Source organism: Pseudomonas sp. FG86 (genome assembly GCF_057808775.1).
The window spans coordinates 62,998-81,982 of sequence record NZ_JBMDIS010000013.1 but is presented as its reverse complement, the minus strand read 5'-3'; the positions used below and the strand labels follow the sequence as shown (position 1 = coordinate 81,982).

Genomic DNA, 18,985 nt, shown 5'->3' with positions numbered 1-18,985 from the left:
CCCGCCAACCAGGAGACTTCCATGGCTCTCATGTTCCCGCGGCTCGCCCGCAATTTCGCCAAAAATGGGTACTACCCGACCGACGAACCCACGCTCGAAAGAGCCCTCAACGCACTGATGCCCAGCGACGGGCCGATGTGCATCCTCGATCCCTGCGCCGGTGAAGGCGTGGCAATCGCCGAAGCCTCTCATGCCCTCGGGCGCGAACAGGCCAAGGCGTTCGCCGTCGAATTCGACGCCGAGCGGGCGCGCCATGCCCGCGGCCTGGTCGATCACTGCCTGCACGCGGACCTGATGGACACGATGATCTCCAAGCAGTCCTTCGGACTACTGTGGCTGAATCCACCGTATGGCGACCTGTCCAAGGACGTCAACGGCAACATCGGCTATCAGGGCCAGGGCCGTGCCCGCCTCGAAAAGCTGTTCTATCAGCGTTCGCTGTCGCTGTTGCAATACAGCGGCGTGCTGGTCTTCATCGTCCCCGGCTACGTGCTCGACGCGGAGCTGGTCGGCTGGTTGACGCGCCACTACACCGATCTGCGTATCTACCGAGCGGTGGAAACGCAGTTCAAGCAGGTGGTGATCTTCGGCCGCCGGGTCCGTCAGCGGGAGCTGGCACCCGATGGCGTCAAGGCCGTGCGCAATCTGCTGCTGCAGGTTGGGCTTGGCGAAGTCGAAGCCGAGGAACTGCCGAGCGAATGGCCGTTCCTGCCGTACATCGTCCCCGCCAGTCCGGCCGAGCCGGAGCATTTCTTCCGCGTGACGATGGAGCCCGAACAGTTCGCCGACGAGGTTGGCCGGCTGCAAGGCCTTTGGCCGTCGCTGGACACGCACTTGGGGACCGCGCAGCAGTCGCTGCGTCCACCGGCGCGGGCCTTGTCCCACTGGCATCTCGCCCTGGCTCTGGCCGCGGGCGCGATCTCCGGCGTCGTGCGCTCCCAGACGGGGCGCGTGCTCGTCGTCAAAGGTGACACCCACAAGGACAAGACGCTCCAGCGGGAATTCACCGAACGCGAAGACGGCTCCATCGCCGAGACACGCATCCTCACCGACAAGTTTGTGCCCGTTATCCGCGCGTGGGACATGACGCCTGGCTCCCCGACAAGGGGCGAGGTGCTGACCATTCGCTGATCCACCGGACGCGCTGCCGTCCTGCTGTACCACATCGAAGGAGAAACACCATGTTCCCCAATCCGTTCAAGCGGCCTGCGCCGCGCAAGCAACCCTTGTTCGCACCGAGTACGTTGAAGTTGAGCGAGAAGGTGCATTGGCTGGCTCGGCGAGGCCTGATCGACCCCTTGGCCTATGTCCAGCGCCATGTGCGCGGGGACTGGGGCGAGATCGATGAGGCCACCCGCCAAGCCAACGACGTCGCAATCCAACAGGACAACCTGATGATCTCCCAGTACCGGATCACGCCGGAACTGGTGTTGCTCGTGAAGACCAGCGAAGACCACCAGACCACGGTGGTCCAGCTTCCCGAAGAGCGCGACCTGATCTGAAGGCGCCGCCTCGTCATCCCATCCACTTGACGGAGCCACTTCACTCCGCCAGGGGTGTCGTGGCTCAATAGCCTTTCAAGGAGGAGCCCATGGCATCGCATCGCATCGAAACCTACTGCCAGAGGCTGGCGTTCCCCATCGGGGCGCTCATCTTCAGCCGAGGCATTGATCGCCTTGTCCGCGCGGGTCGCCTGGACCCGATTCCGTACTTCAGGCGCCACACCCGTGGCGACTGGGGTGACGTCAACGTCTGCCAATGGCACGCCAACGGCGTTGCACTTCAATCGGGCGCGTCGCTGGAATCGCACTATGTGATCCACCCGGGACTCGCCATTCGCATCATCACCGATGCGGGGCGCAGCGTCACTGCCATCGTGCTGCCGTCCGAAGACTGAGCACGGTTCACCCGCAGGCCACTCAGGCCAGCATCTTCAACCACCTTCGGCCGCGCGCCGATTTCCTTCCCACCACGGGGCATGCCATTGCCCCGCTGGGGGTGGTGCATGCCCCATTTTTCATTGGAGCATCACAATGTCCTTCGATCTCGAAACCACTGCCGCTGACGCCGCGCCCGTACAGGGCGAACTGCTCGACGCGGAATCATCCCCTCTGACCCTGAGCCTTCAGGATTTCGTCGGCGAGTTCGGCGACGAACTGCTCGACGCCCTCAACAGCGCCAACCCGCCTGTCTATACCGGCCAACCGCAGGCGCACCGGCAGCTCATCGTCGCCAGCCTCAAACGCAAGCTGTTCCCGGCCCAGGCCGAAGTCGTCCACGCCGCCGCCGAGCTGCTGATCGACCGTGGCGAACGCGCCGCGATCGTCAATGGCGAGATGGGCTGTGGTAAGACGACCGTTGGCATCGCCGCGGCCGCCGTGCTCAACGCCGAAGGCTACCGCCGCACTCTGGTCCTGTCGCCACCGCACTTGGTTTACAAGTGGCGGCGGGAGATCCAGGAGACGGTGGCCGGCGCCAAGGTATGGGTGCTCAATGGGCCGGATACGCTCGTCAAGCTCCTCAAGCTGCGTGAGCAGTTGGGCGTGCAGCCCACGGGCCAGGAGTTCTTCGTCCTGGGGCGCGTCAGGATGCGGATGGGTTTCCACTGGAAGCCCGTCTTCACCCAGCGGCGCACCCGCCACGGCGACGTGGCGGCCTGCCCGGACTGCGGCACGGTCATCACCGACCTCGACGGCGAGCCGGTCAACCCGGTCGCGCTCGAAGCCGAGGAGTACCGCAGGAAGTGCAGCCATTGCGCTGCGCCCCTGTGGACGCTGATCCGCCCGCGCAGCCTGTCCGGCAGCGACCAGTCCTCGGCCGTCCTCAAAGCCCTGAAGCGCATCCCGACCATCGGGGAAGTCACTGCGCAGAAGCTGATGCAGAAGTTCGGTGACGGCTTCCTGGCCTCGATGCTGGGCGACAACATCCACGAGTTCATCAACCTCATGGATGGCAACGGCGAGCTGGTGTTTTCCGACCGTCAAGCCACGCGCATGGAACGTGCGATGGCCAACATGGAGTTCGGCTTTGGCGAGGGCGGTTATCAACCCTCGGAGTTCATCAAGAGGTACTTGCCGCAAGGTACGTTCGACCTGCTCATCGCTGATGAAGCGCATGAGTACAAGAACGGGGGCAGTGCCCAGGGCCAGGCCATGGGCGTGCTGGCGGCGAAGGCTCGCAAGACCTTGCTGCTGACTGGCACGCTGATGGGCGGCTACGGTGATGATCTTTTTCACCTGCTGTTCCGAGCCCTTCCGGGGCGGATGATCGAAGACGGCTACCGCCCGACCACGAGCGGCAGCATGACCTCGGCTGCGATGGCGTTCATGCGCGATCACGGGGTGTTGAAGGACATCTACTCCGAGAGCACCGGCACGGCGCACAAGACGGCCAAGGGCACCAAGGTATCGGTGCGCACGGTCAAGGCCCCGGGCTTCGGCCCCAAGGGCGTCTTGCGCTGCATCCTGCCATTCACGATCTTCCTCAAGCTCAAGGACATCGGCGGCAACGTCCTGCCGCCGTATGACGAGGAGTTCCGTGAAGTCGCGATGGACACGGCGCAAGCCGCGGCCTACCGCGATCTGGCGGGTCGGCTGACCGCCGAGCTGAAACAGGCTCTGGCGCGACGCGATACGACCTTGCTGGGTGTGGTCCTCAACGTGCTGCTGGCCTGGCCGGATTGCTGCTTCCGGTCGGAGACCGTGGTGCATCCGCGCACGCGCAACACCTTGGCGTTTGTCCCGGCTCAGTTCAACGAGTTCGAGATCAGCCCCAAGGAGCGTGAGCTGATCGACATCTGCAAAGAGGAGAAGGCGCAGGGCCGCAAGGTCCTGGCCTACACGGTCTATACCGGCACGCGCGACACCACGTCGCGCCTGAAGGTGTTGCTGGAGCAGGAAGGCTTCAAGGTGGCGGTGCTGCGCGCGAGCGTGGATGCCAGCCGCCGCGAAGACTGGATCGCCGAGCAACTGGACCGTGGCATCGACGTGCTCATCACCAACCCCGAGTTGGTCAAGACGGGGCTGGACCTGTTGGAGTTCCCGACGATCGTGTTCATGCAGTCGGGCTACAACGTGTACTCGCTCCAGCAGGCGGCACGCCGCTCCTGGCGCATCGGGCAGAAGCAGCCCGTGCGTGTGATCTACCTCGGCTACGCCGGTTCCTCGCAGATGACCTGCCTGGAGCTGATGGCCAAGAAGATCATGGTCTCGCAGTCCACCTCGGGCGACGTGCCCGAATCCGGGCTCGATGTCCTGAACCAGGACGGTGATTCCGTCGAGGTCGCACTGGCCCGGCAGCTTGTCGCCGCATGACACGTTCCACTTACGGCCCTTCGGGGCCGTTTTTTTTGCCGCTCCCGGTAAATCGGACGCTGCCTGGTTCGCATTGTTTGCTGCCGCTCGCGGCCTGAGCGGCGATGGTGAGGGCTGGATGTTTCAGGACGCCGAGCTATGTGCCCCTCTCCACCGTGGTTTCACTATCCCGAACGCCGCCTTCTGGCGGGATTTCTCGGCCTGCTGTGGTCGGTGCTGGCCGGTGGCTGCGCGACGACGACTGCGCCGGTCGCGCCCGACACCATCGCGGAAGTCTTGGCCGCGCCTGAACCCGAGGCTTCCGAGTACATCCCGGTCGTGCGCTACGCCCGCTACACACTGGTCGAACTGGCACCCATGGCGGCGCAGCGCGACCTGTTGTTGCAGACCATCGACGTGTCCATGCCCGAGGATGCCCGCGCCACGGTCGGGGATGGGCTTCGGCACGTGCTCAAACGCAGCGGCTATGGCCTGTGCCAGACCGCGCATGCCGTGATCGAGCTGTACGCGCTGCCGTTGCCGGCGGTACACCTGCACCTCGGCCCCATGACCTTGCGCGATGCGCTGCTCACGCTGGCTGGCCCGGCCTGGGAACTGCACGCGGATGACCGCGCACGGCAAATCTGCTTCGAGCGGCCCGGCGATCGCGCGGTCGCCGAGTCCCCATCCGAGCCACCCGCCACCGAGGCGGTGCAGACGTTCCCGCTGGCACCCATGGTTTCGGGAGGCCAGCCATGAACGCCCCGCAACCTGCCCAGCGATCGACCGCCGCCGTGGTGGTGCAGAGCCTGATGTGGCTCTGGTTGATCTTCCTCAGCGTCTTGGCGGCCCTGGGCTACCAGGCCCTCAGCGACCAGGCCGACCAGGAGCGGCTGGATTCCCGCCTGCAACGCCTGGAAGCGCAGGCAACTGGCTTGGCCGAGACGATCGAGGCCATCCAGCAGCGCCCGGCCGTCGCGACGGACGCTGACCTCAAAGACACCCGCCAGATTCTGGAAGCACGCGCGGCCCAGGTCGAGAAATCTCTCAGTGGCTACGCAGCGGCCGACGACCTCCAGGCGCTGCGCGCGGAGGTCGAGCAGATCAAGGCGCGCCAAGCCGCCGCGCGTGCCACCGCACCCGCCCAGCGGCGCGCATCGCGCACGTCCGCCGCCTCCAAGACCGAGCTGCCGCCGCTGCCATTCCGCGTCGTCGGCGCCGAACTGCGCGCCGGCCAGCGCAGCGTGTCCGTCGCGCCGAGCATCGGGGACTTCACGCCCGCCCAACTTCAGGTGCTGCTGCCCGGGGATGCGGTCGGCCCGTGGCGCCTGCAGGCGATCGAGGGCAACACCGCAGTGTTCCAGGCCGGCAACCAGACCCGCCGCGTGGCGATTCCCTGACCGGAGCACCCCATGAAGCCGTCGATCCTCCTTTTCGCGGTCCTGGTGGCGTCGTCGCAATGGCCCGCCTGGGCGCAGCAGCCCGCAACGACCTCGGCGCGCAACGCACAGAGCCAGGAGCGCCCGCTGGCCGCCCGCGTGCTGGACGACCGGGTGGCAACCGAATGGGGCTTGCAGCCACAAGAATGGGCACGCTACCGCGAGCTGATGGATGGGCCGCTGGGTATCTACTCGCCCAACCTGGACCCGCTGTCCGCCCTGGGCATCGAAGCTCGCACGGACGAAGAACGGCGCCGCTATGCGGAACTGCAGGTGCAGGTGGAAGCGCGCCGCGTCGAGAAGCTGCTCGCCTACCAGCGCGCCTACGACGAGGCCTGGCAGCGCCTGAATCCGGGGATGCAGCGCGTGAACCTGCCCGACGACAAGCCGGGCGCCGGCCCATCCAGCAGTCCCTTGCGCGGCAGCGGCCGCATGGCGGTGTTCGTCAAGGACGGCTGCGCAGCCTGCGGACAGCTCGTGCAGCGCCTGCAATCCTCGGGCGCGGAGTTCGACCTGTACATGGTGGGCAGCCGCCAGGATGACGCGCGCATCCGCGACTGGGCCAAGCGCGCGCAGATCGACCCGGCGCGCGTGCGCGCCGGCAGCATCACGCTCAACCACGACGGCGGCCGCTGGCTGTCACTGGGCCTGCCCGGCGATCTGCCCGCCGCCGTGCGCGAAGTGAACGGCCAATGGCAGCGCCAGCCGTAGCCATGCCCCTGCGCGCACTGGTGCTCACTGCCGGCCTGTATGCCGTTGCCGCCCTGGCCCAGGAGGTTCCGCCACCGGCTTACCAGCTTGCCGCCCAGCGCGCAGGCATCCCCTCGACCGTGCTCTACGCCGTGGCCTTGCAGGAGAGCGGCATCCGGCGCAACGGGCGCCTGGTGCCGTGGCCGTGGTCCCTCAACGTCGCCGGCCAGTCGCGCCGCTTCGCCACGCGCGCCGACGCCTGCGCTGGCCTGCAGCAGGCGATGCGCGCCACGCCGCACACGCGCATTGATGCGGGCCTGGGCCAGATCAACCTCGGCTACCACAAGCACCGCTTTACCGGCGCGTGCGACCTGCTGGATCCGTATCGCAACCTGGCCGTTGCCGCCGAGATCCTGAAGGAGCAGCACACCCCCGGCGAGGACTGGCTGCTGGCGATCGGCCGCTACCACCGCCCCGCAGGCGGCGAGCCCGCCGCCCGCTATCGGCGCAGCGTGTCGCGCCACCTTGCCCGCGTGCAGGGCACGCGACCAGCCGCCGCGGTCCTCGCGGCGCGCCAGGAGACCTCCCCATGACGAAACCCCATCCCGCCCATCTCGCGTTCACGGGCCTACTCATGCTGCTGTCAGGCCTGCCGCTGGCCTCGCGTGCCGGCGAGCCACTGATCGTTGTCGAGGACCGTGGCGGCACGTCGGCATTGCCGTACTACGAAGCCCTGAATCTCCAGCCGCGCGCCAACGCACCGGCGCGGCCGTCCATCCCGACGCCCCAGGTTCCTGCCACACGGGCGGACGAAGCCGCGATGCTGCCGGTGCGCAGCGCCAAGCTCACGCCCGGCACCGTCGCGCGACGGGTGATCGAAGCGCCCGGCCTGCGGCCGTTCGTGGTCATCGGCGACGACGAGGCTTCCCGGGCCTGGTTGCAGCGCCGCGCCGCCGCTTTGCGCGAACGTGGCGCGGTCGGCCTGGTCGTCAACGTCGAGACCGCGCAGGGCCTGGCGCGGCTGCGCGCCCTGGTGCCGGGCGTGCCGCTCGCGCCCGTGGCCGGCGACGACCTGGCCGATCGCCTGGGCCTGCGGCACTACCCGGCGCTGATCACGGCCACCGGCATCGAGCAATGAAGCCATGTCGGGCAAACAGCCGGTCGAGGTTCTGCTACGCCCAGCGGTGGAGCTATACACCGTCGCGGCGTGTGCAGGCGCCGCGTTTCTGTGCCTGGTGGCCCCATGGTCGCTCGCGCTGAGCCCGGCCATGGGCATCGGCAGCGCCTTGGCGTTCGGCGCCTACGGCGCGATCCGCTACCGCGATGCCCGCATCATCCTGCGCTACCGGCGCAACATCCGCCGTCTGCCGCGTTACGTGATGACCAGCAAGGACGTGCCGGTCAGCCAGCAGCGCCTATTCGTGGGGCGCGGCTTTCTCTGGGAGCAGAAGCACACGCATCGGCTGATGCAGACGTACCGGCCCGAGTTCCGCCGCTACGTCGAGCCGACGCCGGCCTACCGGCTGACCAGGCGCCTGGAGGAACGGCTGGAGTTCGCGCCATTGCCGCTCTCGCGCCTGCCGAAGCTCACCGGCTGGGACGCGCCTTTCAACCCCGTGCGCCCGTTGCCGCCTGTCGGCGGCCTGCCAAGGCTGCACGGCATCGAGCCCGACGAAGTGGACGTCAGCCTGCCGCTGGGCGAGCGCGTCGGGCACTCGCTGGTGCTGGGCACCACGCGGGTGGGCAAGACGCGCCTGGCCGAGTTGTTCGTCACGCAGGACATCCGTCGCAGGAATGCTGCCGGCGAGCATGAGGTCGTCATCGTCATCGACCCCAAGGGGGATGCCGATCTCTTGAAACGGATGTACGTCGAAGCCCAGCGCGCTGGCCGCGAAGGCGAGTTCTACATCTTCCACTTGGGCTGGCCGGAAATCAGCGCCCGCTACAACGCCGTGGGCCGCTTCGGTCGGATCTCGGAAGTGGCGACACGCATCGCGGGGCAGCTCTCCGGCGAAGGCAACAGCGCGGCGTTCCGCGAGTTCGCATGGCGCTTCGTGAACATCATCGCCCGCGCCCTGGTGGAACTGGGGCAGCGCCCGGACTACATGCTGATCCAGCGCCACGTCATCAACATCGACGCGCTGTTCATTGAGTACGCCCAGCACTACTTTGCCAAGACGGAGCCCAAGGCCTGGGAGGTGATCGTCCAGATCGAGGCCAAGCTCAACGAGAAGAACATCCCAAGGAACATGATCGGGCGCGAGAAGCGTGTGGTGGCGCTGGAGCAATACCTCTCCCAGGCGCGCAACTACGACCCTGTGCTCGATGGCCTGCGCTCGGCGGTGCGCTACGACAAGACCTACTTCGACAAGATCGTTGCATCGCTGCTGCCGCTGCTGGAAAAGCTCACGAGCGGCAAGATCGCCCAGCTCCTGGCGCCGAACTACTCCGACCTGGCCGACCCGCGCCCGATCTTCGACTGGATGCAGGTCATCCGAAAGCGGGCCATCGTCTATGTGGGTCTGGATGCGTTGTCTGACGCCGAGGTCGCCGCAGCGGTCGGCAATTCGATGTTCTCTGACCTGGTTTCGGTGGCCGGACACATCTACAAGCACGGAATCGACGATGGCCTGCCCGGCGCAGTGGCTGGCGCTCGCGTGCCGATCAACGTGCACGCGGACGAATTCAATGAACTGATGGGCGATGAATTCATCCCGCTCATCAACAAGGGCGGCGGTGCCGGCCTGCAAGTCACGGCGTACACGCAGACGCTCTCGGACATCGAGGCCCGCATCGGAAATCGCGCGAAGGCCGGCCAAGTGATCGGGAATTTCAACAATTTATTCATGTTGCGCGTGCGCGAGACGGCCACCGCGGAACTGCTGACGAGGCAGTTGCCGAAGGTCGAGGTCTATACAACCACCATCGTCTCGGGCGCGACGGACAGCTCAGACATCCGCGGCGCGACGGATTTCACGTCGAACACCCAGGACCGCATCAGCATGGCCAGCGTGCCGATGATCGAGCCGTCACACGTCGTCGGCCTGCCCAAGGGCCAGTGCTTCGCGCTGCTGCAGGGCGGCCAGCTCTGGAAGGTGCGTATGCCGCTGCCGGCGCCGGACCCGGATGAAGTGATGCCGGCGGACCTGCAGCAACTGGCCGGGTACATGCGCCAGAGCTACAGCGAGGCCACGCAGTGGTGGGAGTTCACCAGCTCGTCGGCCTTGCAGGATGCGGCCTTGCCCGACGACCTGCTGGACGATGCCGCTGCGGCCGAGCCCGGCGCGGTGGCCACCGGCGCCGACGATGGCGCGGGCAACGAGGCCGTGCCATGAAGGATGCCGCCTCGACCGCGCAGCGGGAGCAGAACCATCGCCAAGGCTTGATCGTCGGCACCATCACCTTACCGTTCCGGCTGCTCGGGGTGCTCATTGGCTCGCTGCTGTTCTCGATCGTGGTGGAGTGCGCCGGCATGCACCTGTTCTGGAAGGACCAGGGCTGGCGCCACTCCCAGCAGATGCTGCGGTACGAACTCGGGCACCTGTCCAACCACTTCACGCGCAGCGTGGTGGTACAGGAGCCCGGGCGCACGGCGCACGAGTTGGTGGATACCGGGTACGAGTGGGTGTTCGTGCGCTCGGGGTTGCTGGAGCGCATGAGCCAGACCGCCGAGCGCGTCCGCGCGCCCAGCCACGGGCAGAGCCGCAACTTCCGCTACTACATCAGCCAAGTCTATGTCTGGGCCGAAAGCTACCTGATCGCTGCGGCCTTCACGACGCTCACCTTCCTGGTGCGCCTGCTGGTCCTGGTGCTCACGCTGCCGCTGATCCTCACGGCGGCATTCGTCGGCCTGATTGACGGCCTGGTGCGACGGGATGTGCGCCGGTTCGGCGCGGGCCGCGAATCCGGCTTCATCTACCACCGCGCGAAGGCCAGCCTGATGCCGTTGGCCGTGCTGCCTTGGGTCACCTATCTCGCTCTGCCCATATCGGTGCATCCTCTGGTCATCCTGCTGCCCAGCGCGGCGTTGCTGGGGATGGCAGTCAGCCTGACCGCAGGCAGCTTCAAGAAGTACTTATGAGGTGACACGGGCGGCACGGCTCTGCAAAGCCGTGTGCCGTTCATCGGTTCTGCAGGGTATCAAGAGCAGCATCCAACGCCGTAACCGCCTCGACGACCGTTCTTACCGTCGCCCGATCAAACTCATGATCGCGCTGAGCGTCGTGCACACCGCTATTGAGGTAACCCCATTCAATACTCGTACCGCTGACATTGAGCAGCCGGACCAACGCCCCTACGGCATCCGGCGCACCCGCATGTTGCGCCGCGATACGCTCGACGGCCGACCGCAACTTGGTGCATTTATTGTTCAGCTCCCAAGGCGCGCGGGGCCCGCTCAGCTTGATGTCGATCCGGCCGTCCGCCCGCCGACCCAGCCACGTCCACAGGCGGTCCGTCAGACTCTCCAGCGCCGGCCGGGCCTGACGCAGTGCCTCGCGTTTCTCGTCAGCCGCCAACGCCTGCTGGGCCAGAAGAACATAGTTCTTCGCTGGCGGGTCGCTGTCGACCCGCAGTTCGTGCTCTCCCTGATGCGGGAGAAACTTGTAGCGCTTAATGGCCGCGGCGCGGCGCACGCCCAACTCCTGCTGGATGCGGTGCAGGAACTCCTCTGCGTGCGAGGTGAGGATAACCTGCTTGCCGTGGAGCAAACCGTCCTCGAAGAAGGTACGCCAGATGCCATCGCGATGGTCGTCGTCGATCGCGTTGACGACGTCATCGAATATGACCACGGGGCAGCCCTGCGCGAGGTTCTTGGCAAGCAGAATCGCCAGGCCCAGGCATTTGATGTGCCCTTCGCTGAAGACGATCAACGCGTCGTAGCGCGCGCCCGGCTCGCCGGCGAACTCCACCTCGATCTTGCCGTTCTCGGCCACGGGCAACCACAGCGCGTGCAGCAGATCGCCGGGCGGATCGGCCCGGTTGAATGCGTTGTAGAGATGGCGGGCTTGGTCTCCCAGCCCCTGTAGCAGAACCCCCGGCAGAGCGGTCAGGTATGCCTGAATCTCGGGCAGGAAGCCGTCGTAGGCGGCCTTGACCCGCTGATGGTGCACCACCACCGGCATTTCGTCCGTGGCCGCCTGGATCAGGCCGCGGTTCGCGTCGTCGAATTGGGCCACGGTTTGGCGGGCGGCCGCCAGCTCCTGATCCGCAGTCGTGCGCATGGTCCGCAGCCGTTCGATCTCCAGCTGATGCTGTTGCAGGCGGTCCCGCTCCTGGGCCATCGCGCCGCGCTGGGCATTCACGTCGCGCGCCTGCGCGTCGAAGCCTTCGATGATCTGTGCGATCCGTAAGAGGGCTTGCCAGGCGCGCTGGTCCCCATTCACCCCGCCGCCGAGCCAATTGCCCGCCGACGTGGGAGGCAGCAGTGGCAGGCCCGCGGCCTGCGATTCGGCAGGACAAGCGACCCCAGCCGCCGCCACCACGCGGCGCATTTCGTCACACAGCGCTCGGACCGCCTCGCTCAACTGCGTCCGATGCCCGGCCTCCTGCTGCTGCAGGACGGCCAGTTGCGCGAGCTGCTCCAGGCCCATTCGCGCCCTGGCGAACGGGTCCTGCGCCACGGCGGCCAGTTCGGTTCCACATGCCGGACACGCGGTCGCCCCGTCCGCCAACGCTTGCACGGCCTCGTAGAGCTTCGCGTACGACACCTCGCCGGCGCGGGCCGCGAGTTGCGCGGAAGACGCTTGCCACAGTCCCTGGACGCGGTAGGCCTCTGCCAGCAACGCTTGCAGGCGGGCCTGGGTCACCTCGTGAATGGCAGGCGGGTTGGCGTCCAGCTGAGCCTGGACATACGGTAGCCGTCCTTGCTGCTGCGGCGTACCCAGCAGCCAGTCCACGCAGGTTTGATAGGTCGCGCCAGGTGACATGCGCTGCGCCAAAGCTTGTTCCAGGCCCTCGACCGCTGCGATCTTCTGCGGGTAGGCGGCGATGGTCTGTTCGGAGTTCGCCAACTGCAGGCGACGCTGCGCCAGCTGCGCCGCCTGCACGCCGGCAAGCATCAGGTCCTGATCGAGCGAGGGGTTGAAGCCGCGCACGAACTCGCTGAACTGGTCCACGCCGAACAGGGTGGCGATGAGCTGGCGCTGATCGCTCGGGGTCCGCGCGGCGATTCGGGCGAAATCGTCGAGGCGGTTCTTCTCGATGAAGCAGAAGCGATACTCAGCTTCGTCGGGCTGGACGGCCTGCGCCTCGCCCGCCGCCGTAGACGACAGGACTGGCGCGATGTGGCGGCGCAGGCGAGCGTTGTTGCAGTACGTCCGCTGGTCGACCCGCTTGGCCTGCGCTTCGCTGATCGAACCGAGCATCGCCACTTCCAAGGCTTCGCAGAAGCTGCTCTTGCCGGTGCCGTTGGCACCGTAGACCAAGGTGATGTCATGGCTGAGGTCGAACGTCTCCTGCCGCATGAATCCTCGAAACGGCCCGACTTCGAGCTGGTGCAGTCGCCCGAGCGCCGGCCCGTTTTCGGGGCCGCGCGCGTCCCCGTCGTAGGCGACAGGCATCTGCGCCAGATGCGCGATGGCCAGCGGCGCCAAGCGCGTGGAGCGCCCCCGGCGTGCAGCACCGACCTCGGCCAGTGGCTGCAGGTGATCGAGCACCAGGTGCGCCAGCCGGCGCACGTCGTCGTGCACGTGCCGCTGCGTCAAGTGCGCCAGGAACCGGTGGTACTCCGAACGTATGCTTGCCACAGCGACCCCTCACTTGGTCAACCACTGACCGTAAGCCTCCACATCGATCATGGGGACCGTTCCACTGAACTGAAGCTGCGCGATCAGCTTGAAAAGAAACGCGGTCGCCGGCTTGTTTTCGTTGGTGTAGCTGTACGCGCCGCTGGCTTGGTCATAGAAAAAGTGCCCGTGGGCGGCAACGCATCCGATGTCCAGACGCCCCTCGGTGAGGTTTGCGTTCAGCGCCTTGTCCATGGATGGGCCCAATGCAGGACTCCATTCGCTCTCGAAGGTGAGCAAGCCACCCAGAATCGGAATCAACGGCTTCGCTGGGTAGGTCCCGCCAGCGTGCGGGATCGGCAGGCTCGTGCGGTGCAGCCTGCGCACACTGGCGACCTTCTCCTGGGCATAGGCCACAAGCCCCGCGTCAGCCGTCTGCTTGGCCTCGAACACGGCGTACACGCTTTCGGCTGGAATGATCGTCTCGTTCTCGTAGGTGAAGATAAAAGGCGAATATTGCCGATCAAACACCACCACATCGATCTGCTGGCTGAAGTTCCCCAGGCTGTCCACCACATGCGCCTTCGCCGCCTGGTACCGTTTGGGCAGATAGGTATCCAGCATGTCGATCCAGACGTTCTCGCTCGCATCCCCCTTCGTACCCGGGTGACCGAAGGTCTTGCGTACTACGGACAAGCGCTGCTGGATGTCTTCATGCAGGGACGACAGGAGCTGGGAAAGCGACCACTGGGACATGCTGTACCTCGATGGGACGTGTATGGAAGCCGATGGAATCAGGACAGTGGGAACTTGGGGCCAAACAGTGCGCGCCAGGCGCGAAGCGCTTCGATATTGCGACCACGACGCGCGTGGTCGATGGCGATGCTTGCGTCCTGGCTCGCCTGGAACAGCAGCTGCTGCGCGCGCTGCTTGCGCGCGGCATCCATATCGTTGCTGATCGCCGGGCCAAGTCCGGCGGGATCCGGCCACTCGTCATGAACACGATCGGCAAGCGTGGCAAAGAACGACTGGATCTCGCGATCGAACGATCCTCCCCAGCCGCCGTAAAGACACTCAAGGGCCATTACCTCGATCAGGAACGAGGGCTTCACCGGCTTCTGATCGCCGTGCTTGGGATTGTTGTTCCAGTACTTCACCATGCGCACGAGACCTTTCCACTCATTGCCATAGGCTTGGTGCGCTGCGGTCGCCTTGTCCTTATGGATCTCCGGGTCCGTCTTGATCCACTTTCCGGACGCCGTATCGGGGATCTCATACTGGTCGCCGGTGTCGAATGCGGGCACCGCATCCACGCTGACCACCCGGTAGTCCGTGTTGTCCTCCGCGTCGATGTGAACACCGAAATCCACGTTGATCGAGCGCGCCTGTTTGCGCACGGCCGCCGAACCGTATTTCTCCACCAATGCAGAGTGGAAATCATCCAGCACTACCGATGCGGCCTTGCCGTGGTAATGCTTCTCCGAGTCCTTCAGCACGAAGAAGATGTCGATATCCTTGAGCGGCTTCGTCTTCGTGTATCGAGCATAGGACCCGGTCAGGAAGCTGCGCGCAATGCCGAACTTGGTCTGCAGGTAGTCCCGCACTTCGTTCTGGCGTTGCGAGGCATTCTTCTGTTCGCGTTCGTTGAGTTCCAGACGCGACTTGAACTTGCGAAAAGCTTCATCGATCGACAGCATCAGCGTTGCCTCCAATATCCGGCCTGACCCGCCAGGCCGCTGTGTTCGACAGTCGAGCCTAGGCTCTGCTTGACCATTCCATCCGTCGAGCGATAACTTCCTTTGCTCCACCCCTCCACATCAGGCCGCCCTGGCTTTGTATCGAGCATTAACTTGTACTTGGCCTGCGATGGCAGCAGCCCAGCTTTCTTGATCGCGTACTTCAACTGCTCGGTATCTGTCCAGAAGCTGCCGTCGCCATCGGACCACCCATACACGATGTCGATATCCCATCGGGTCACGAGTTTGTCGGTTGCCGGGTTGTAGATCTCCAGAATCACCTTGCGCAGATCACCGGTCCCGAGCCACGTCTTGATGGCTCGGGTATTGCTCTCCCAGCGATCCGCGAAGTGCTCGGGGTCCAGCCCACTGAGCAGGATGATGTCTTTCAAGCTCTTGAGGATGTTGTCGGTCACATAGGTAACCGAGTGCGTGTACGAGTAGGTGGCGACGGTGCTCATGACTTGAGGAAACCTCCGAGGTCGAGCGACAGCGCTTGTCCAGCATCGGCCTGCGCCTGCGTGGCAATTCCTTGGCTCAAGTCCCGTGCAATGATGCGAGAACTGTGCTTTTTGAGCGCGGTTTGCACCCAGCCGAGCTGCTCCTTCGGACACGGCAGCGAGACTCCCCAGTCTCCCTTCAACGGCTCGAACCCCAAGACTTCTTCGTTGGCATCATCACCATCGATCGCGTCTTCGTCGAAGAGGCAGTAGATCCTGGTCCGTGGTCCATCGCATGTCGCAACGATGGGCGCGCTCTTGGGTGCCTGGTCGGCGATCAAGCTGGCGGCCACGCCCGCCACGGCCCTGAGTTCAGAGCGAGCCGTGCCGTCCTTGCCCTGAGTGAGCAGTTCGACAATGGCATCCCACGTCTGCAACGCATCGCGGTGCGGCGAGCTGCGAAACGTCCGGCTGACAACGGTGGTCATTTTTGCTTCCCTCCTTGAAGGCGCATTTGCGTTGCCTGTCGTATCGCACTGCGCAGGTGCTCTACGGAAAGCTTGTTCGGATCGATAGCCACTTGCGGGTCGGCCGCGAGGGCGTTGGCTACGACCTTGCGAATGGCCCGACCATCCAATCCGACGCACTCGCCAGCGCACGCGTCGAACTGGTGAGCCGAGGAAAGCTTGCCAATCCCCGGAAATGTCTTTGCCAGGCCATTCAGGCAGTCCACCAGGATCTGCTTGCAGGCATCCTTGCCGGGCAGTGGCACCTCCATCACCATGTCGCAACGAGATAGGAAGGCACTGTCGACGGCCTGTGGGAAGTTGCTGGTGGCCACGAACAGCAGATGCGGGTTGCGTTCGGCCAACATGTCCAACTGCACCAACACCGCGTCGGTGGCCCGGTGCACATCAACCGGGTTGGCTTCCAGGCTGAGCTTGGCTCGATCAGCCGCAAGCGTTTCGACCTCGTCCAGAAGGACGATCGTCGGGCCCGCCGCTGCGGATTCTGCGATCGATTGCGAGAACAGGTCTGCCACGGCGCGTTGAGTCTTTCCCATTGCAGAGCTCGTCAGCGTGTGAGGCTCTACTTCCAGCAATCGAAACTTCGCAGAAGAAAAAGATTCGGCCACACGATGCGCCAAGCCCCGTGCCAAGGAGGTCTTCCCAGTCCCCGGCGGGCCGACCAACAAGATCACGCCGTGCAGGGGGAGTACCGTGCGCTCCACCTTGGGGCGCACCGTGAAGTTGACGATCGCCTGTGACAGCAACTGCTTCTTGAGAGCTTCGTCCATGACGATGGAATCCCACAGGGCGCCCAGCGACGTGTCCGGCAGCTTCCAGCTTCGATGGATGCCTTTCGGCAAAGTGGCGTCTGATGAAGGATTCTTGGTCATCCGTGGCTCTCGGCGGGTCAGAGAATGGTGCGATAGGTCGCCAGCACCTTGGTCGTTTGCACAAGGCCCTGGCGCAGCAGGATTTCGAGATAGCGGTCCACCTCGATCGGCGGATGCTTGAGTTGGGCACGCTGGCGCTGCGCAGCCGACACCACGGCGGCCGCGTCCAGATCCAGTAGGTTGTCCACAAACTCATCGGGGTGCTGCGATTCGATGCCGTACGGAGCCAGCAGATCGTTCGGGAAATCCCGTTCGTTGAACGTCACAATCACGCTCGCACCGCAGCGAATCGCCGCAGCCAGGACGTGCCGGTCGTCCGGATCGGGCAATGTCAGGCCTGCCACGAGCGCTTCGTAGCCCTCCACCAAGCCGTCCGGAATTGCCCGGTCCATGAGATCCGACGTCCTGTCGACCTGAACCCGGGTGAGATCGGGGCGGTTGATCAACAGGTTGCGTTTCCACTCCTCATGAATGGCTTGGCTCCACCGCGCCCGGAAGCGGCCAGACAGGCCGAGCCACATCAGGAAATCCCGCAGTGGCGCGGGATATAGAACGCACGCGTCGTAGACGGCGGTGAATGGGGAATGCCTCATTCGTATCCCATTCCCAACTCTTGCGACTGCTGAGCGAGTTCGGCCATCGCCTGCTCACTGGCGCGCTCGCGCGCTTCCTTGTACTGCATCAGATCGGCGAACCTCACCCTGCGGTGCTTGCCGGTGCGATGAAATGCCAACACCCCATCTTCGAGCAGCTTGACGAAATGGGGACGGGACACGTTGAGCAAGTCCGCCGCCTCTTGGGTCGTCAGCTCTGCATGGACGGGCACCACCTTTACTGCATTGCCATCGGCCAACTCGGCCAGGATGTCGACCAGCAGGCGTAAAGCCGAGGTAGGCAGTTCCACCTGATGAGCCTGTTTGTGGTCATCAAAGATCTGGATGTGCTGCGTCTCGAACTGGGTTGCGAGGTAAGCCGCCAAGGCACGTTGACCCTGGACGGCTGCCTTCACCTCTCCCGCGGCGGGAAGGGTCATCTTGGATTGGGCAGTGGCGGTGGTCATGGGTAGCTCCTAAGCGAAAACGGTTGCAGAGCCGATCATATTCGAAATACTCGAAAAACGCAATAATCGAAGCGCGACCCGTGCTTTTGTAGGTTCGCTCGCAGCATGCCCAATCCGGTCGTCCGCCAGTTCCTATTGTTTGCGGCCTGAAACAGCCCTGATCTCCACGATCAACCCATTGCTGATCACACAGGAATGGCGCGATGGTGGCTTCGATCTGGCTGCGCGCCGCGCATCGCGGCGTGCCCACTTTTTTCGTGACGGCCCTCGTGCTGGGCCAGTCCCCGATGGCATTGGCCGAGTCCCCGGCGCAGCGCCAGGAGTTGGTCGCCGCGCTGCGCCAGCTCGACGCGCTGGAACGCACCGTCGCGGACAGCGCCGCGCATGCCCCCATCCAGCCGGGCGAGCGCTACCACTTCGATTACCCACGGCTGCTGGCTGACCTGGCGCGCGTGCGCGCCGGCATCCAGTTCCACCTGACGCCATCACGCGCTCAGCCGCGCGACCCCTCCGAACTGGCCGGCGACTACCGCACCGAGCGGGCCGCTTCGCCATCGCCGAAGACGACTGCGGAGGGCGAGCAATGAACGGCGCCCAGGTCTCGGCATTTCAAGCCAACAGCGGTATCGCGCCTTCCGCGATGGCGACCGTCCTGGTCGGCGTCGTGTTCGCGGTCCTGCTCGTGTGGGGCGTCTGGGCCATCCGAACGGCCTATGTGGGGTGGTCCGAGAGCCGCCTCAACCAGCGCCAGTTCCTCGGCGTCTGCATCCGCTTCGTCGCGATGTACCTCGTCCTGAGTTTCTTCCTCCTGTCCTGACATGAAAGGCCCGACCATGCACAACCGCAACCTCACTTCCCGTTTTGCCCAGCGCGCCGCCGTGGCCCTGGGCGCCGCCGCGCTGCCCGCACTGTCGTTCGCGCAAGGTCTGCCGCAGTTGGAGAACCCGACGCGCGGCACCGGCAACGGCATCATGGAGACCATCCGCAACTACGGCTACGACATCATCATGCTCGTGGCCCTGCTGGTGGTGGCGTCGATGTTCATCGGCGTCTGCTACCACGCCTACGGCACCTACGCGGAGATCCACACCGGCCGCAAGACGTGGGGCCAATTCGGCCTCACGGTCGCCATCGGCGCCGTGCTGCTCGTGATCGGCATCTGGCTGCTCACCGAAGCCACCGGCATCCTGTAAGCGAGGCCGGT

22 protein-coding genes are annotated in these 18,985 nt (G+C 65.1%); 14 read left to right on the top strand and 8 right to left on the bottom strand.

Annotated elements, in window-relative coordinates; translation table 11 throughout:
• Positions 1-21: 21 nt before the first annotated feature.
• From ACODSV_RS11650 to ACODSV_RS11600, 11 genes are all read left to right on the top strand, one after another.
• On the top strand, positions 22-1,131 hold the full coding sequence (locus tag ACODSV_RS11650) for a DUF6094 domain-containing protein (protein WP_003124464.1): 1,110 nt from the start codon (positions 22-24) through the stop codon (positions 1,129-1,131).
• 50 nt (positions 1,132-1,181) lie between these two features.
• The gene (locus ACODSV_RS11645) at positions 1,182-1,502 is read left to right on the top strand and encodes a hypothetical protein (protein WP_003098896.1); all 321 of its coding nucleotides are present in this window, start codon (positions 1,182-1,184) and stop codon (positions 1,500-1,502) included.
• Between the two features lie 89 nt (positions 1,503-1,591).
• A complete protein-coding gene (locus ACODSV_RS11640; protein ID WP_003098895.1) occupies positions 1,592-1,897 on the top strand; it encodes a hypothetical protein in 306 nt (101 codons plus the stop codon).
• A gap of 136 nt (positions 1,898-2,033) precedes the next feature.
• On the top strand, positions 2,034-4,313 hold the full coding sequence (locus ACODSV_RS11635; protein WP_003098893.1) for a helicase-related protein: 2,280 nt from the start codon (positions 2,034-2,036) through the stop codon (positions 4,311-4,313).
• Positions 4,314-4,451: 138 nt separating this feature from the next.
• The gene (gene pilL2, locus ACODSV_RS11630) at positions 4,452-5,051 is read left to right on the top strand and encodes a PFGI-1 class ICE element type IV pilus protein PilL2 (protein WP_003098890.1); all 600 of its coding nucleotides are present in this window, start codon (positions 4,452-4,454) and stop codon (positions 5,049-5,051) included.
• Positions 5,048-5,692, top strand: coding sequence for a hypothetical protein (locus ACODSV_RS11625; protein WP_003098888.1), 645 nt, complete (start codon positions 5,048-5,050; stop codon positions 5,690-5,692). Before pilL2 ends, ACODSV_RS11625 begins: the two co-directional genes overlap by 4 nt.
• A gap of 12 nt (positions 5,693-5,704) precedes the next feature.
• On the top strand, positions 5,705-6,442 hold the full coding sequence (locus ACODSV_RS11620; RefSeq protein WP_003098886.1) for a TIGR03759 family integrating conjugative element protein: 738 nt from the start codon (positions 5,705-5,707) through the stop codon (positions 6,440-6,442).
• Positions 6,424-7,014, top strand: coding sequence for a transglycosylase SLT domain-containing protein (locus ACODSV_RS11615; RefSeq protein WP_003109780.1), 591 nt, complete (start codon positions 6,424-6,426; stop codon positions 7,012-7,014). The genes ACODSV_RS11620 and ACODSV_RS11615 overlap by 19 nt, the downstream gene beginning before the upstream one ends.
• Positions 7,011-7,559, top strand: coding sequence for an integrating conjugative element protein (locus tag ACODSV_RS11610; protein ID WP_003109779.1), 549 nt, complete (start codon positions 7,011-7,013; stop codon positions 7,557-7,559). The genes ACODSV_RS11615 and ACODSV_RS11610 overlap by 4 nt, the downstream gene beginning before the upstream one ends.
• 4 nt (positions 7,560-7,563) lie before the next feature.
• Positions 7,564-9,756 carry a type IV conjugative transfer system coupling protein TraD gene (gene traD / locus ACODSV_RS11605; RefSeq protein WP_003116813.1) on the top strand — a complete coding sequence of 731 codons (2,193 nt, stop codon included), beginning with the start codon at positions 7,564-7,566 and terminating at the stop codon, positions 9,754-9,756.
• Positions 9,753-10,502 carry a TIGR03747 family integrating conjugative element membrane protein gene (locus ACODSV_RS11600; RefSeq protein WP_003109778.1) on the top strand — a complete coding sequence of 250 codons (750 nt, stop codon included), beginning with the start codon at positions 9,753-9,755 and terminating at the stop codon, positions 10,500-10,502. Before traD ends, ACODSV_RS11600 begins: the two co-directional genes overlap by 4 nt.
• Positions 10,503-10,542: 40 nt before the next feature.
• Here ACODSV_RS11600 and ACODSV_RS11595 read toward each other — a convergent pair whose 3' ends face one another.
• Genes ACODSV_RS11595 through ACODSV_RS11560 form a run of 8 tightly spaced genes read right to left on the bottom strand, consistent with a single transcriptional unit; the run spans position 10,543 to position 17,781 of the window.
• Positions 10,543-13,167: an AAA family ATPase gene (locus ACODSV_RS11595; RefSeq protein WP_003116812.1), complete on the bottom strand. Its 2,625-nt coding sequence runs from the start codon at positions 13,165-13,167 to the stop codon at positions 10,543-10,545.
• 9 nt (positions 13,168-13,176) lie between these two features.
• Entirely contained in the window at positions 13,177-13,902 is a 726-nt protein-coding gene (gene nucC, locus ACODSV_RS11590) for a CBASS effector endonuclease NucC (RefSeq protein WP_003050273.1), read from the bottom strand.
• A 38-nt stretch (positions 13,903-13,940) separates the two neighbouring features.
• A complete protein-coding gene (locus ACODSV_RS11585; RefSeq protein WP_003105624.1) occupies positions 13,941-14,843 on the bottom strand; it encodes a CBASS oligonucleotide cyclase in 903 nt (300 codons plus the stop codon).
• Complete coding sequence (cap7, locus tag ACODSV_RS11580) at positions 14,843-15,343, bottom strand: type III CBASS phage resistance system CD-NTase-associated protein Cap7 (RefSeq protein ID WP_003090159.1); 501 nt, start codon at positions 15,341-15,343, stop codon at positions 14,843-14,845. Before cap7 ends, ACODSV_RS11585 begins: the two co-directional genes overlap by 1 nt.
• Positions 15,340-15,810 (bottom strand): type III CBASS phage resistance system CD-NTase-associated protein Cap8, encoded by a 471-nt coding sequence (gene cap8 / locus ACODSV_RS11575; RefSeq protein WP_003105626.1) that lies wholly within the window; start codon positions 15,808-15,810, stop codon positions 15,340-15,342. The genes cap7 and cap8 overlap by 4 nt, the downstream gene beginning before the upstream one ends.
• Complete coding sequence (gene cap6, locus ACODSV_RS11570) at positions 15,807-16,721, bottom strand: CBASS system CD-NTase-associated protein Cap6 (protein WP_003105629.1); 915 nt, start codon at positions 16,719-16,721, stop codon at positions 15,807-15,809. Before cap6 ends, cap8 begins: the two co-directional genes overlap by 4 nt.
• A 17-nt stretch (positions 16,722-16,738) precedes the next feature.
• A complete protein-coding gene (locus ACODSV_RS11565) occupies positions 16,739-17,314 on the bottom strand; it encodes a PIN domain-containing protein (protein WP_003109777.1) in 576 nt (191 codons plus the stop codon).
• Complete coding sequence (locus tag ACODSV_RS11560) at positions 17,311-17,781, bottom strand: helix-turn-helix domain-containing protein (protein WP_003050245.1); 471 nt, start codon at positions 17,779-17,781, stop codon at positions 17,311-17,313. Before ACODSV_RS11560 ends, ACODSV_RS11565 begins: the two co-directional genes overlap by 4 nt.
• A gap of 203 nt (positions 17,782-17,984) precedes the next feature.
• Between ACODSV_RS11560 and ACODSV_RS11555 the strand changes: the two genes are divergently transcribed.
• The 3 genes from ACODSV_RS11555 to ACODSV_RS11545 are packed head-to-tail and all read left to right on the top strand — an operon-like array spanning position 17,985 to position 18,974.
• Positions 17,985-18,368, top strand: coding sequence for an integrative conjugative element protein, RAQPRD family (locus ACODSV_RS11555; protein WP_003120001.1), 384 nt, complete (start codon positions 17,985-17,987; stop codon positions 18,366-18,368).
• Positions 18,365-18,598 carry a TIGR03758 family integrating conjugative element protein gene (locus ACODSV_RS11550; protein ID WP_003050225.1) on the top strand — a complete coding sequence of 78 codons (234 nt, stop codon included), beginning with the start codon at positions 18,365-18,367 and terminating at the stop codon, positions 18,596-18,598. The genes ACODSV_RS11555 and ACODSV_RS11550 overlap by 4 nt, the downstream gene beginning before the upstream one ends.
• Positions 18,599-18,614: 16 nt before the next feature.
• Positions 18,615-18,974, top strand: a complete 360-nt coding sequence (locus tag ACODSV_RS11545; protein WP_003090173.1) for a TIGR03745 family integrating conjugative element membrane protein — start codon at positions 18,615-18,617, stop codon at positions 18,972-18,974.
• Positions 18,975-18,985: the final 11 nt, after the last annotated feature.

What these genes read in the sequence shown, in the direction of transcription:
- ACODSV_RS11650 (WP_003124464.1), top strand. Translation starts at nt 22, where the DNA reads ATGGCTCTCATGTTCCCGCGGCTCGCCCGCAATTTCGCCAAAAATGGG.
- ACODSV_RS11645 (WP_003098896.1), top strand. Translation starts at nt 1,182, where the DNA reads ATGTTCCCCAATCCGTTCAAGCGGCCTGCGCCGCGCAAGCAACCCTTG.
- ACODSV_RS11640 (WP_003098895.1), top strand. Translation starts at nt 1,592, where the DNA reads ATGGCATCGCATCGCATCGAAACCTACTGCCAGAGGCTGGCGTTCCCC.
- ACODSV_RS11635 (WP_003098893.1), top strand. Translation starts at nt 2,034, where the DNA reads ATGTCCTTCGATCTCGAAACCACTGCCGCTGACGCCGCGCCCGTACAG.
- pilL2 (WP_003098890.1), top strand. Translation starts at nt 4,452, where the DNA reads ATGTGCCCCTCTCCACCGTGGTTTCACTATCCCGAACGCCGCCTTCTG.
- ACODSV_RS11625 (WP_003098888.1), top strand. Translation starts at nt 5,048, where the DNA reads ATGAACGCCCCGCAACCTGCCCAGCGATCGACCGCCGCCGTGGTGGTG.
- ACODSV_RS11620 (WP_003098886.1), top strand. Translation starts at nt 5,705, where the DNA reads ATGAAGCCGTCGATCCTCCTTTTCGCGGTCCTGGTGGCGTCGTCGCAA.
- ACODSV_RS11615 (WP_003109780.1), top strand. Translation starts at nt 6,424, where the DNA reads ATGGCAGCGCCAGCCGTAGCCATGCCCCTGCGCGCACTGGTGCTCACT.
- ACODSV_RS11610 (WP_003109779.1), top strand. Translation starts at nt 7,011, where the DNA reads ATGACGAAACCCCATCCCGCCCATCTCGCGTTCACGGGCCTACTCATG.
- traD (WP_003116813.1), top strand. Translation starts at nt 7,564, where the DNA reads ATGTCGGGCAAACAGCCGGTCGAGGTTCTGCTACGCCCAGCGGTGGAG.
- ACODSV_RS11600 (WP_003109778.1), top strand. Translation starts at nt 9,753, where the DNA reads ATGAAGGATGCCGCCTCGACCGCGCAGCGGGAGCAGAACCATCGCCAA.
- nucC (WP_003050273.1), bottom strand. Translation starts at nt 13,902, where the DNA reads ATGTCCCAGTGGTCGCTTTCCCAGCTCCTGTCGTCCCTGCATGAAGAC.
- ACODSV_RS11585 (WP_003105624.1), bottom strand. Translation starts at nt 14,843, where the DNA reads ATGCTGTCGATCGATGAAGCTTTTCGCAAGTTCAAGTCGCGTCTGGAA.
- cap7 (WP_003090159.1), bottom strand. Translation starts at nt 15,343, where the DNA reads ATGAGCACCGTCGCCACCTACTCGTACACGCACTCGGTTACCTATGTG.
- cap8 (WP_003105626.1), bottom strand. Translation starts at nt 15,810, where the DNA reads ATGACCACCGTTGTCAGCCGGACGTTTCGCAGCTCGCCGCACCGCGAT.
- cap6 (WP_003105629.1), bottom strand. Translation starts at nt 16,721, where the DNA reads ATGACCAAGAATCCTTCATCAGACGCCACTTTGCCGAAAGGCATCCAT.
- ACODSV_RS11565 (WP_003109777.1), bottom strand. Translation starts at nt 17,314, where the DNA reads ATGAGGCATTCCCCATTCACCGCCGTCTACGACGCGTGCGTTCTATAT.
- ACODSV_RS11560 (WP_003050245.1), bottom strand. Translation starts at nt 17,781, where the DNA reads ATGACCACCGCCACTGCCCAATCCAAGATGACCCTTCCCGCCGCGGGA.
- ACODSV_RS11555 (WP_003120001.1), top strand. Translation starts at nt 17,985, where the DNA reads ATGGTGGCTTCGATCTGGCTGCGCGCCGCGCATCGCGGCGTGCCCACT.
- ACODSV_RS11550 (WP_003050225.1), top strand. Translation starts at nt 18,365, where the DNA reads ATGAACGGCGCCCAGGTCTCGGCATTTCAAGCCAACAGCGGTATCGCG.
- ACODSV_RS11545 (WP_003090173.1), top strand. Translation starts at nt 18,615, where the DNA reads ATGCACAACCGCAACCTCACTTCCCGTTTTGCCCAGCGCGCCGCCGTG.